Origin of the sequence: Chromobacterium indicum, assembly GCF_039708975.1 — a bacterium.
Taxonomy (GTDB): Bacteria; Pseudomonadota; Gammaproteobacteria; order Burkholderiales; family Chromobacteriaceae; genus Chromobacterium; species Chromobacterium piscinae.
Window position 1 is genome coordinate 1 of record NZ_JAYFSJ010000029.1, and the last position, 12,202, is coordinate 12,202.

Below are 12,202 nucleotides of genomic sequence, written 5' to 3' on the forward strand. Positions count from 1 at the left end.
CGCAATCTATCCGTTATCGTTGTATCTGAATTCTTTGATGCCGCTCCGTGGAACTCACGCCGATATCGGCGGAGATGCGGCAACGGGGCGGCAGTTTCACAACATCTATCAGTCGCTGACGACCAGGCGCACACCATGCACCGGGCGCTCGGTGTCGTAACGCAGCGTGATCCTGCTGGACGGCACGCCGGCGTTCACCAGGTATTCGCGCACATTGGCGGCGCGGGTCTGGGACGCGGCTTTGGCGTTGCCGATATCGCGGCGATAGCAATGACCGCGGATCAGAACGGATTTGGCGGTCTTCAGTTTGGGCAGCAACAGGTCCAGCTGAGCCTCGCCCACCGGATTGAGCTTGGCGTCCATCTTTTCAAACGGCACCAGGGTAGCGTCGGCCGCGTAGTTGGCGGCAGCCTGCTTGGCAATCTGCGCCTTGGCATCATTGGCGGCGGCGACGGCCTTGCTGGCCTCCACCTGCTCCTTGGTCGGCGCCGTTTTGCAGGCAGCGCAAGACAAGGCGACAACCACGGCGATCAACAAACGTTTCATAGCGACTTTCCCCAAGTGAAAAAAACTTAAAAACCCGCCCGGGGCCGGGCGGGTCTGGATTCCATTGCTGGAATTAGGCGATGACTTTGTTCGCGGTCAGGTCCCAACCGGCGCTGACATTGCCGCCACCGGCGCCGTCGGCGCGCTTCTGCTGGGTGTAGGTCCACTTGATCTTGCCGTAGCTGAAGCTAACCTTCTCGCCCGGGAAGCCGCTGTCGGTGGCGGAACCATGCGGCTCAACCTTGGAGATCAGGACTTGTTCCATCTTGATTTCCATGTACTTCACCTTGTCGCCACCCGCGCGGCACAGCTCGATGGTGATCTCTTTGATGTGCTTGCCGGTGCAGCAAGCTTCGTAGATCTTCGGGCTAGCTTTGTCCAGGAAGTGGGTGATTTCGTACACGCCGTGGTTCACGCGTTCGGCGGTAGCGCCGCCGGCGGTGCTGGCGGAAGCCTGAGCCGGTTGTTCCAGCTTGTGGCTGAACGATTGGATTTCGATCCAGTCTTTGTGCTTATCGTCGCCGCTCTCACCAGGAATGCCATCGATTTTCAGAAATGCATCAAAAGCCATCTGTACTTCTCCTTAAACAAGGTTCAAAAAAATGGGGGCGGGACTCCCCCAAATAATCAATGCGCCGCGTTAGCCAGCCGGTTGCGGCAGCTCTGCCACCAGACGCAAAGAAATCGTCAGCTCGTCGAGCTGGAAATGGGGACGCAGGAAGGCGGCGGCGCGGTAAACGCCCGGTTTGCCCGGCACTTCCACCACGTCGACGCGCGCTTCGCGCAGCGGGTACTTGGCCTTGGCCTCCTGGCTGGCGGAATCGTCCAGCAGCACGTACTGGGCCAGCCAGGTGTTCAGGTAGTCCTGCACGTTCTGGCGCGAGGCGAAGCTGCCGATCTTGTCGCGCATGATGGACTTCATGTAATGCGCGATGCGGGATACCGCGAAGATGTACGGCAGCTGCGTCGACAGGCGCGCGTTGGCGTTGGCCGAATCGGTGTTGTAAGTCTTGGCCTTTTGCGCCGACTGGCCGCCGAAGAAGGCGGCGTAGTCGGTGTTCTTGCAGTGCACCAGCGAGATGAAGCCGAGGTCCGACAGCAGCTTCTCGGTGCGGTCGGTGATCGCCACTTCGGTCGGGCACTTCAGCGCCACTTCGCCGTCGTCGGTCTTGAAGGTGTGGGCCGGCAGGCCTTCCACCAGGCCGCCGCCTTCCACGCCGCGGATGGCCGCCAGCCAGCCGAACTGGGCGAAGGCGTCGGTCAGACGCGCGGCGTAGGCGTAAGCGGCGTTGGTCCACAGGTACTTGTCGTGGTTGCTGCCGTCGACGTTCTCTTCGAAGTCGAATGCCTCCACCGGCACATTGTCGCGGCCATACGGCAGTCGGCCCAACACATGCGGCAGCACCAGACCGACGTAGCGGGAATCTTCCGACTCGCGGAAGGATTTCCACTTCGCATACTCGACGGTGTCGAAGATCTTGGCCAGATCGCGCGGCTTGCCGATATCGGAGAAGCTCTCCAAGCCGAACAGGCCCGGATCGGCCGACGAGATCAGCGGCGCGTGGGCGGAGGCGGCCACGTGCGACAGCTCGTCCAGCAGATAGAAGTCTTCCGGATGGCGGGTGAATTCGTAGTCGCCCACCAGCGCGGCGTAAGGCGCGCCGCCGAAGGTGCCGTACTCTTCCTCGTAGATCTTCTTGAACAGCGCGCTCTGGTCGAACTCGGCTGCCGCCTTGAAGTCCTTGACCAGATCCTTCTTGGACGCGTTCAGCACCTTGATCTTCAGCTGGGTGCTGGTCTCGGACTGCATCACCAGGTAGTTCAGGCCGCGCCAGGAGGCTTCCAGCTTCTGGAACTCGGCGTGGTGCATCACGTTGTTCAGCTGGTCGGAGATCAGCTTGTCGATTTCGGCGATGCGGGCGTCGATGCTGGCGGACAGGTCGCGCGAAACGGTGACGCTACCTTGCAGCACCTGATCGACCAGTTCGCCGATCAGATCGCGGGTGTGGCTCTTTTCGCTGTCGTTGGTGGCGATGCGGCTCTGCTCGATGATGCTGTCGAGCAGGCTGACGCCGTCAGCCGCGGCCGGCGCCGCCTGTTGTTGCAATTCCGCGCTCACTGCTCGCCTCCTTCTTTCTTGCCGCCGATCTGGCGCAGCTTCTCGGTATCGCGCACCACTTCGTCCAGCAGCTCTTCCAGCTTGTCGTTGCCGGCCAGCTTGTTGCGCAGGTCGGCCAGGCGGGTGCGGGCCTCCAGCAGCTGGTTCAGCGGATCGATCTGGCGCACCACGTTTTGCGGCTCGAAGTCGGACAGGTTTTCGAAATTCAGCTCCACGCCCAGCTGGGTGCCGTCATCCTTCAGCGCGTTGTCCACCTTCATCGCCAGGCGAGGCGCCATGCCCTTCAGCACCTCGTCGAAGTTGTCGCGGTCGACCTGAACGAACTTGCGCTCCTTCATCTTCGGCAGCGGCTCCTTGCTGTGGCCGGAGTAATCGCCCAGCACGCCCAGCACGAACGGCAGTTCCTTGGTTTCGATCGCGTCGCCGATCTCGACGTCATAGGTGATCTGCACGCGAGGCGGACGGACCCTCGACAGTTTTTTCTGAGTGCTTTCCTTGCCCATGGCTCTTCTCTATTCAAAAAGGTTCAAAACTAAGCTACGCAATATTGCGCGCGAGACTGGATAGAACGGTTCGCAACTGTGCTAAAGACAGGCCCGGATCGTTCAATTGCCGCCCCAGCACATAGGCCGCTTCGGCGTAGGACTGATGATTGCGCCATGGCGCCTTCACGTCGTCGATATCCACCACGTGCTTGGAATCGAGCGGCGCGCCCCAGCACTGGCTGGCGATCTGCTCGTTCAAACCCGCCGGCAACAGCACTAGGAAGTGGCCTTCCGGACGGCGCACGATCAGGCATTGCTCCAGCGCCGCGCCGTTGTCGGTGGCGGCGTGGTACAACGCCAGCCAGGTGACCGCGGCCAGCACATTGTCGCCCTCCACCGCCGGCAAGGGCAGCGCATAGGCCTGCACCGGCAGGCTGTCGCGGAATTTCTTCAACAGCCGGTGATGGAATACGAAGGCCAGCAGCACCGACTCCAGATCGCCGCGGCCAGCCGCGCTCAGGCTGCGCGACAAAGAGTCGGCGGCCGTCATCGACAAATGCTTCTCCAGCAGCTGCTGCGCCAGATCGATATCGGCCACCGACGAGGCGCCGAAACGCAGCTGCTCCTCCAGAAACTGCTTGCAGGCCAGCATTTCCACCGAGTTCTCAATGGCGCTGGACAGCTGCTCCTTCAGACCGGTGAAGAACAACTCATTGGCCAGCAGCAGGATGGCGGTGGACGGCAGCGCCGGGTCGACCGCCACCAGCGAGGCCGCCACCAACGGGTAGTTGCGGCCGCCCTCGTCGCGGCTGGGCTGGATCACGCCCAGCGACAGCCAGTTGTGGTCGCGGCTTTGCAGCACGAAGGAGGTCGGCGGCATGGCCAGGTAGTCGCGCGTGGCCTCCTCGGTGAACTCCAGCCGCTGCAGGCTCTGCGCCAGCAGTTGGTCCAATTGCATCGCCGCCGGGTGGGTGGCGTTGACGCGCACGAAGTCGGCGCGCCGCGGCAATTTGCCGAAAATGCAGAACTGCGGTGGCACCTCCTGGGTGCGCTTGAAATTGAGCGGCATGCCGTTCATCTCTCCATTACAACGTCACGCGCTCGGGCAACGTCAGTTTGTACAGGCGGTTCAACTGCAGCGGATTGACGCCGCCCAGCATGCGGAAATTGAAACGAACGGTCTGCCCCTCGGCGCCGCTGCCCTTGGGCAGCGTCCAGGTCAGCTGGGCGGAACCGTCGCCTTCCTGGCTGACCTTGGAGCCGGCCAGCAGGCGCATCAGGCCCATGCGGCCGGACTGGTTGCCCACCACGGTGCTGGAGCCCGCGTAGTTGACCACCTGGATGCGCGCGCCCTCGCCGTTGGTGCCCGGCCAGTTGAACGGCTGCCATTGCTGCGGACCGTTGCGGTAGCGCAGCTCCTGGCCGTCGATGCTGAGCACGATCTCGGACAGGCCCGGCGTCGGCAGCGGCTGCAGCTCGAAGCGGCTGTTCTCGCCGTCCTGCAGCTGGGTGTTGGCCAAGGCCATCAGGCTGCTGACGCCGCTGAGAAACTGCGGGTTGAAGCGCACGCCCTGATTGCCCCAGGCGCGCGGCACCAGCTCGTCGCCCTTTTTCTGCACCAGACCGGTCAGGTACTTGTTGATGAACTTGTCCAGCGTGCCGTCATTGGCTTTGACGAAACGGCTGATGTCAGCCACCGACGCGCTGCTGTTGGAGTCGCTGAACGGATACTTGCTAGCCAACTGCCGCCATTGCGGCAAGACCTCGTTGGCCCAGGCCTGGTTGATGTCCTGCGCCACCGGGCCCAGCAGCGCGCTGTACGACTGCGACAACGGACGCACCAGCATCGGGCGAACCATCTCCACCGTGTCGGATGTCGCGCCGTTGAGCAGGGTATTGTCGACATAGGACAGCGTGTCGCCCAATTCGGAACCGGAGCCGTTCAGCGTGGACTGCAACGCGGTGCGGGCCTGCGGGCCGGGTTCGTCGGTGGTGGCGATGGCGGCCATCTTCACCTTCAGCTTGGCCAGCTGATCCAGGTAGCTGTTGATCGGCGAGTTGTCGCCCTTGACCAGCATCGCCACGCCGGCGAAATGCGCGCCCACCACGCCATACTGCTTCTCGTTCTTGCCCGCGGCCTGCGTGTCGCCGCTCTTGAAGAACTCGGTGGTCTTCTCCAGCACCGAGCGCTTGGCGGTTTCCAGCGAGCGGTTCAGCTCCGACGGGTTGTCCCAGGAGGTTTCCTGGGCCGCGCGCGCCAGAATCAGCTTGATCGGCGAATTCTGCTTGTCGGCCAGACGGGTCATCGCCGACGCCGATTGCGCAGGATTGGCGATGTCGCGCACCACTACGCCGGCCAGGAACTTATGCCAGGCGGCGATGTACTGGGAACGGTACAACGCCTCCAGCGCGGCGCGGTTTTTCTCCACGTCGCCATCCTTGCCCAGATCGTCCTGCGTGCTGGAAGCCAGCACCCAGTCGTCGCTGCGTATCGTGCCCTTGCTGGCCTCGTCGATGGCTGCGCGCACATAGGTGTTCCACGCCTCGCGGGTGTAGGCGCCCTCCACCATCTGGCTGCTGGCCATGATGTCCATATCGCGGTTGTCCAGGATTCGGGCCACGGTCAGCGGCGCGAAGCGGGTGTTGGCGCGCGCCTTGATCTCGTTGAACACGCGCTCCTGGGCGGACAGCTGCTTGAACGAGCCGCGCAGCACGTCGCGGGCGTCGGCGACGACTTTGACGTCGTTGTCGATCAGCGGCAGATCCGGCTCCTTGATCTGGCTGACGTAGAAAGCCACCAGTTTTTCGGCCTGGCCCATCACCTCGCTGACCGGATACTCGCCGCGCTGGCTTTCCAGCCACGGACGCCAGTAACGCGGCAGCTGGTCGGCCAGATGCGCGTCCTCCATCCGGCGGCGGTCATGCAGCATCAGATAGGTTTTCAGCGCGTTGTAGGCGACATCTAGCTTTTGCGACTTTTGCGGCTGGCCGCTTTCCGCTGCGGCCTCGCCCGCCGCCGGCGCGGAGGCATCGAGCTTGCCGGTGGTCGCCCGCTGCGGCATTTCCAGCGCGCCCAGCTGGATGTTGGGCAGACCGTGCTTGGGACGCGGCCGGTACGGCTTGGCTGGTTTCGGCGCGGGAGCGGGCTTCGCCTCGGGCTTGGGTTCCAGCTTGGGCGGTTGGGTCACCGCCACCGGCTGCACCGCGCCCGGCTTCAACGCGGCCAGCGTGGTTTCCAGATTCTTCTGCACCGGACGCAGCATCACGTCTTTCAAACCGGCGAAATAAGCTTTGCGCAGATTGCGCTCCAGCTCTTCGCCTTGATACAGGCCCAGGCCGATCTGCCACGGCTCGCCGTTGCGGCGATACGTCTGCAGTTCCTCCAATCGGCGCTGCAGGATCAGCAGGCCGTTCAGGCGATCGTACAACTGGCCGGACGCGGCCAGCTTTTGCGCCTGGACGCGCTCGGCGTTCACCTGGGCGATCATCTGCTGGTTGCCGACGAAGGACCAGGTCCACGCGCCCGCCACCGCGGCCAGCGTCACCAGGCCGGCTGCCATGCCGGCCAGACGCCAGCGGCTGCCGCTGGGCTTGGTCTGCTGGAAGATCAAGTGTTGGTCAGGGAACAGCACTTCGCGGAACAGGCCGCGCAGGAAGTAGCTGTACGAGGCCGGCGCCTGATGCTTGTCCATCCCGGCGGAAGACAGATCGAACTGGCCTTGCACGCGGCCGGCGGTCACGATGCGCGGCACGCCTTCCTGCAGCGCGCTGGTGAAGTAGAAGCCGCGCAGCAGCGGGCGGGAATGATACGGATCCTCCTCGAACAACAGGCGGACGAACTTCACCACCGCTTCCTGCAGGCCGTGGAATTCGATCGGGAAAGCGAAGTGAGCGGATTTCACCGCGTCGCCGCGCGCGCCGACCAGCTTCTCCTCGCCCATCTGCACCAGGCCGCGGTACAGCTGCTCGAACTGCTGGCCCACGACGGAGCCTGCGTCGAAGCCGGTACCTTGGTCGGCGGACAGCGTCGCGCCCCAGACGCGGGAGCGCTCCTCTTCCCCTGCGTCATGGAAGAACTGGGCGAAACCACCCAGCAGGTCCAGCTTGGTGAACACCAGATAGATGGGCACCATCAGGCCGAAGGTGTTGCATACCTCGTGGATGCGCTCGCGCACTTGGCGCGCGTAGAGTACGAAGCCCTCGCTATTGTGCTGCGCCAGCTCAGGCAGGCTGATCGCCACCATGATGCCGTTGACCGGCGCCTTGGCGCGGTGCTTCTTCAGCAGCCTGAGGAAGGCCAGCCATTCGGTGCGATCCTCGCTCTCGGTCGCGTAACGGCCGGCGGTATCCAGCAAGACGCCCTCGGTGGAGAAGAACCAATCGCAGTTGCGGGTGCCGCCCACGCCCTGGATGCCGCTCTTGTCGCTGAATGGGAAACTCAGACCGGATTGCAAGATGGCGGAACTCTTGCCCGCCGCCGGATGACCAATGATCATGTACCAGGGCAGCTCATACAGCGCCGCGCTGCCGCGGGCGCTGCCCAGATTGGATTTCTTCAGCGTATCGATCGCGCCCAGCAGGCGCTGCCGCAGCAGCGTCACTTCCGCGCGCTTGTCGGCGCTGGCGTTGATCACCGCGTCGTCGGCCTGCCGCCGCAGCATGCCTTCCAGCATGCCGCTGGCGCGGCGGCCAAGCGCCTGGCCTATCAGCAGCGCCAGCACCCATACAATCATCACTGCCACGATCCAGCCCAGCCGCGCCTCGACAGATTTCAGGCCCAGCCAGGGGCCCAGCCACCAGATCAGCGCGATCAGGATCAAGAATCCGATGGCAGACGCCACCTTGGCATTCCGTAGCCAACCTTTGTGTAACACCGAATTTACCTTCCCTTAGAAGCTGAAATCATTTTTTGTTGCGCTGCGCCAACAGTGCGCGCAAGGAACCGGCGCGTTCGATGTGGCCGTAATCGCGGAAACTCCACACGCCGCCCCAGGTCAGCCCAGCCGCCTGAGCCTCTCCGCCCAACGCGTTGTAAGCCTGCATCGCCCACGGATCCCGCTCGGAGATCACCACTTTGCCGCTGCGCACCGGCGCCAGATCAGCCGCCAGCCCGTACTGATGCTTGCTTTCACCACCCTTGGCCTGCGTCACCTTGGTGCTGCCGCCAGCCAACTTGTTCTGACGCTCGGCGCTGCGATATCCCTCAAGCAACACCATGGGGAACCCCCGCGCCTTCATTCTTTCCATCACCCTCAGCACATCCTGCACAAAAGCGGGATCCATCCGGCTCCAGTCACGATCCGCCTTATCCAGCGCCAGCTGCGGCTTTTCCGCCACCGCGTCGACGAAAGCGCTGGGCGGCAGCGGAGGCGGCGGCACCAGCTTCTCCTCCAGCAGCGCTTGGCGGATCTGGTTGCCGTGCGCGTATTCGCCGGGCACGAATTGCGGATCCTTGTGATAGCCGCCAAAGTGCAACGTTATTGCCACAACTGCCGCCACCAGCGGCAGAGTCAGCAGCGGCAACAGCATCCCCAACGGACGGTTTTTCAGCCAGGCGAGCACGCGTCCGCTTCCAGAAAGCGGACGCGAAGGGAGCGTTTCGACGACCGGAATGTCTGCCGGCTCGCACGCCAGATCTATTGGGGTTGCGATTGTCGCCCGCTCCACCTGGAGCTGCGCTCCGCCGAGAAAAAAGCGCCAGCCGAGCCACAGCAATAGAAGAACGATACCGGCCACAATCAGCGGCACGAAAAACATCATTGGAATTTTTTATAAAAAACAAACGATTGATGAACCGACAAAATACGCGATATGCTTGATTTGATTTGCAAAGAAGTCAAGCACCCTTTCAAAACCAGACAGGGTTTCTCTGACTCCTCACCGGCAAATTCTGTAGAATGAACCACTATTTGGGTGTGGATTATATGGACTTCACTAAGCACTGGCAAAAAACTTGCATGATCCTCGCAGCCTTGGCGCTGCCGCTGCTCGGCGGCTGCGGAGGCCCAAAGAATATCACGCTCAGCACCGAAGCCAGCCAGATGTTGAACCGCGACAAACACGGGAAGTCGCTATCCGTCGTGGTTCAGGTTTATCAGTTGAAATCCGATCAGGAATTCAAATTACTCACACCTGACCTTTTGGCCAGTGGTAAACCAATCGAGAATATGCTTGGCTCTTCCGTATTATCTCGCAAGGAGCTGTTATTCGTTCCCGGCAGTAAACAGGAAATGGATATCTCGATCGATGAGGGCGCTAATTTCGTCGGCGTGATTGGATATTTCAGACAGCCCAACCTGCAATTCTGGCGCTTGTTATATGACGCCAATCGCGTGCGCAGCAAAGACCTGAAATTCAAGGTCGCCGATTGTTATCTGCAGGCGATCAAGCCCGAAGCCCTGCAGCTGCCCGACCAGCCCAAGAGCGGCGCGGTCGAGTGCCCGGCTTCCCGCAACTAAACAACGCGGCCCCGCCGCGACCAACCCATGCCGAGGTTCAAGCTGTAATGCTTCAAGCACAAAGAATCCTATGGGGCGAAGGCATGTTCCTTCGCCCGCAGCATTTCCAGCAACACGCGCTGTTCCAGGAACAGGCCCAAGCCAGCCTGCTACAGCTGACCCACCGCCACGCCTGGGGCGTTCAGCGGCTGGCGCTGGACGAAGCCGCGCTGAAGGGCGGCCTCGTTCGCGTGGACGAGCTGACGCTGCTGTTTCGCGACGGCACGCTGCTCCAGGCGCCCGCCCACACCCCGCTGCCGCTGAGCCGCGATCTGGCCTCGATGCCGCAGGCCGGCGTGAAGACCACGCTGTACGCCTGTCTGGCCCAGTTGCAGCCTTATGGCGGCAACACCCGCAACGGCGAGGCCAGCGCCCGCCCCACCCGCTTCCACAGCGACCATCGCGAGGTATCCGATCTGTACACCCAGGCGCTGGCCGCCGACCTGTCCACGCTGCAGCTGGACGTCAAGCTGATGCTGGAAGAGGAAAACCGCGACGGCTACGACTCCATCCCGCTGTGCCAGCTGGAAAAGGACGCCACCGGCCAATGGGGCGTGGGTCGAGAATTCCTGCCGCCGCTCTTGGCCATCGAGGGGTCCACCGAGCTGATGCAGATGTTGCGCCGCCTGCTGGACATCCTGCTGGTGAAGAGCCAGTCGCTGGCCGGCGCCCACCGCGAGCGCGCCAAGAGCGTGATGGAGTTCGGCTCAGCCGACATCAGCTCCTTCTGGCTGCTGCACACGGTCAACCGCAATTTCGCGCGCCTGCGCCATCTGTCGCAATGCCAGCCGCTGCATCCGGAAGAGCTGTACATGGCGCTGTCCGAGTTCTGCGGCGAGCTGCAGACCTTCACCACGCTGTACACCCTGTCCGATATCCCGGGCTATCGCCACGACAAGTTGCATGAAGTGTTCCCGCCGCTGGACCTGCAGATCCGCGAGCTGCTGGAAACCGTGGTTTCCGCGCGCTACAAGGTCATCCCGCTGCACTCGCCGCGACCGTCCTTCCATATCGGCCGCCTGGAAAGCGACCGTCTGCTGGAAAACGTGGACTTCTATCTATCGGTGCAGAGCGATCAACCGGCCAGCCACATCATCGACAACGTTCCGCTCAAGCTGAAGATAGGCGCGCCGGACGACGTGGAGCGCATCCTCAACTCGGCGATGCGCGGCGTCAGCCTGGCTCACTCGGCGCAAACGCCGTCCGCCATTCCGGTGCGTGTAGGCAACCACTACTTCGCGCTGGAACCCGGCAGCGAGATCTACAGCCGCATGCTGCAATCGCGCAGCGTCTGTATCTATATCCCGCAAACCCTGGCCAATATTTCGATAGAACTGATCGCGGTCTTCCGCTGAGCACACCATGAACCAAGCAAGCACCCAAACCCCTGAACGCGCCATCGCCGTCTCCGCCCCCGCGGCGCCGTCCATGCGCGAGATGCTGGAAGATGGCATCTACCTGCTGTTCCTGCTGAAAGAAGGCAACCCGCCGAGCAGCGCGGTGGAGTTCAACCGCCGCGTCGATCACTTCCTCGGCCAGTTCGAGCGCAACGCGCGCAACTTCAGCAAGGACAACAACGCCATCAGCCATGCAAAATACGCATTCTGCGCGCTGATGGACGAGATCATCCTGTCCTCCGATTTCGCGCTGCGCGACGAGTGGGAACGCATGCCGCTGCAGCTGCGCCTGTTCGGCGAGCACCTGGCCGGCGAAGGCTTCTTCAACCGCCTGGAACAGCTGCGCAACAGCCCGGCCGAGAACATCGAGCCGCTGGAAGTGTTCTACACCTGCCTGCTGCTGGGCTTCCAGGGCAAGTACCTGCTGGAAGGCCAGGAAAAGCTGGGCTACCTGACCCACAAACTGGGCCAGGAAATCCAGCAGGTGCGCGGCGGCAAGGCCGACTTCGCCCCCAACTGGCAGTTGCCGCAGCGTTTCCAGGCCTTCGTTCGCCACGAATTGCCGCTGTGGCTGTACTTCGCGCTGCTGGCCATCGTCGGCGCCGGCATCTTCGTCGGCCTCCGCTGGATGCTTGCCCGCCAAGCTTCATCCCTATTCGGTCTATGAGCGTCGCCCGCCACGCCCAGATCCTGCCTTCGGTGCTGGATCGGCTGCTGGATGACGAGCCGGGCCAGAGCCACATTGAGTCGATCAGCCTGTTTGAACTTTCCCAGTTCAAACGGGCGCTGGCTCGCGACCTGGAAGCACTGCTCAATACCCGGCTGATGCCGCTGGACGAGTTGATGGAGTCCTTCCCCCAGGCGCGCGAAAGCCTGCTCACCTTTGGCATCCCAGACCTGTCCGGCATCAGCCTGCTGAACCCGGACGACCGCGAGCTGCTGCGCGAGCAACTGCGCCGCTCGATCGAACTGCATGAGCCACGGCTGTCGCGCGTGCGCGTCAACCTGGATGCCCCACGCGAAATGGAGCGCCACCTGCGCTTCCGCGTCGACGCCGTGCTCAAAGTTCATCCGCACCGCCCGCCGGTCACCTTCGACGCTACGCTGCAACTTTCCTCCAACGTTTACAAGGTACAGGGCTAAACGCCCTGATTGGGA

The 12,202-nt window shown here is 62.7% G+C and carries 11 protein-coding genes; 4 read left to right on the forward strand and 7 right to left on the reverse strand.

The features are described 5' to 3' along the window. Nucleotides 1-108 precede the first annotated feature (108 nt). From VA599_RS23900 to VA599_RS23930, 7 genes are all read right to left on the reverse strand, one after another. Nucleotides 109-546, reverse strand: coding sequence for an OmpA family protein (locus VA599_RS23900; protein ID WP_021475347.1), 438 nt, complete (start codon nt 544-546; stop codon nt 109-111). A 73-nt stretch (nt 547-619) separates the two neighbouring features. Beyond that, the gene (locus VA599_RS23905) at nt 620-1,117 is read right to left on the reverse strand and encodes an Hcp family type VI secretion system effector (protein WP_021475346.1); all 498 of its coding nucleotides are present in this window, start codon (nt 1,115-1,117) and stop codon (nt 620-622) included. Nucleotides 1,118-1,186: 69 nt separating this feature from the next. Beyond that, a complete protein-coding gene (gene tssC, locus VA599_RS23910; RefSeq protein ID WP_021475345.1) occupies nt 1,187-2,665 on the reverse strand; it encodes a type VI secretion system contractile sheath large subunit in 1,479 nt (492 codons plus the stop codon). Further along, a complete protein-coding gene (tssB, locus tag VA599_RS23915; RefSeq protein ID WP_021475344.1) occupies nt 2,662-3,168 on the reverse strand; it encodes a type VI secretion system contractile sheath small subunit in 507 nt (168 codons plus the stop codon). The genes tssC and tssB overlap by 4 nt, the downstream gene beginning before the upstream one ends. Before the next feature lie 34 nt (nt 3,169-3,202). Then, nucleotides 3,203-4,219, reverse strand: a complete 1,017-nt coding sequence (gene tagF / locus VA599_RS23920; protein WP_104948052.1) for a type VI secretion system-associated protein TagF — start codon at nt 4,217-4,219, stop codon at nt 3,203-3,205. Nucleotides 4,220-4,235: 16 nt separating this feature from the next. Then, nucleotides 4,236-7,991 (reverse strand): type VI secretion system membrane subunit TssM, encoded by a 3,756-nt coding sequence (gene tssM / locus VA599_RS23925; RefSeq protein WP_234004504.1) that lies wholly within the window; start codon nt 7,989-7,991, stop codon nt 4,236-4,238. Nucleotides 7,992-8,052: 61 nt separating this feature from the next. Continuing rightward, the gene (locus VA599_RS23930; protein WP_346790980.1) at nt 8,053-8,910 is read right to left on the reverse strand and encodes a M15 family metallopeptidase; all 858 of its coding nucleotides are present in this window, start codon (nt 8,908-8,910) and stop codon (nt 8,053-8,055) included. Between the two features lie 137 nt (nt 8,911-9,047). Here VA599_RS23930 and tssJ point away from each other — a divergent pair, with 137 nt between their 5' ends. From tssJ to tssE, 4 genes are read left to right on the forward strand one after another with little or no spacing between them, the layout of a single operon-like run. Continuing rightward, nucleotides 9,048-9,608, forward strand: coding sequence for a type VI secretion system lipoprotein TssJ (tssJ, locus tag VA599_RS23935; RefSeq protein WP_021475340.1), 561 nt, complete (start codon nt 9,048-9,050; stop codon nt 9,606-9,608). Between the two features lie 47 nt (nt 9,609-9,655). Then, complete coding sequence (gene tssK / locus VA599_RS23940) at nt 9,656-11,002, forward strand: type VI secretion system baseplate subunit TssK (RefSeq protein WP_021475339.1); 1,347 nt, start codon at nt 9,656-9,658, stop codon at nt 11,000-11,002. A 7-nt stretch (nt 11,003-11,009) separates the two neighbouring features. Beyond that, on the forward strand, nt 11,010-11,711 hold the full coding sequence (gene icmH / locus VA599_RS23945; RefSeq protein WP_346790982.1) for a type IVB secretion system protein IcmH/DotU: 702 nt from the start codon (nt 11,010-11,012) through the stop codon (nt 11,709-11,711). Beyond that, the gene (tssE, locus tag VA599_RS23950) at nt 11,708-12,187 is read left to right on the forward strand and encodes a type VI secretion system baseplate subunit TssE (protein WP_346790984.1); all 480 of its coding nucleotides are present in this window, start codon (nt 11,708-11,710) and stop codon (nt 12,185-12,187) included. Before icmH ends, tssE begins: the two co-directional genes overlap by 4 nt. Nucleotides 12,188-12,202: the final 15 nt, after the last annotated feature.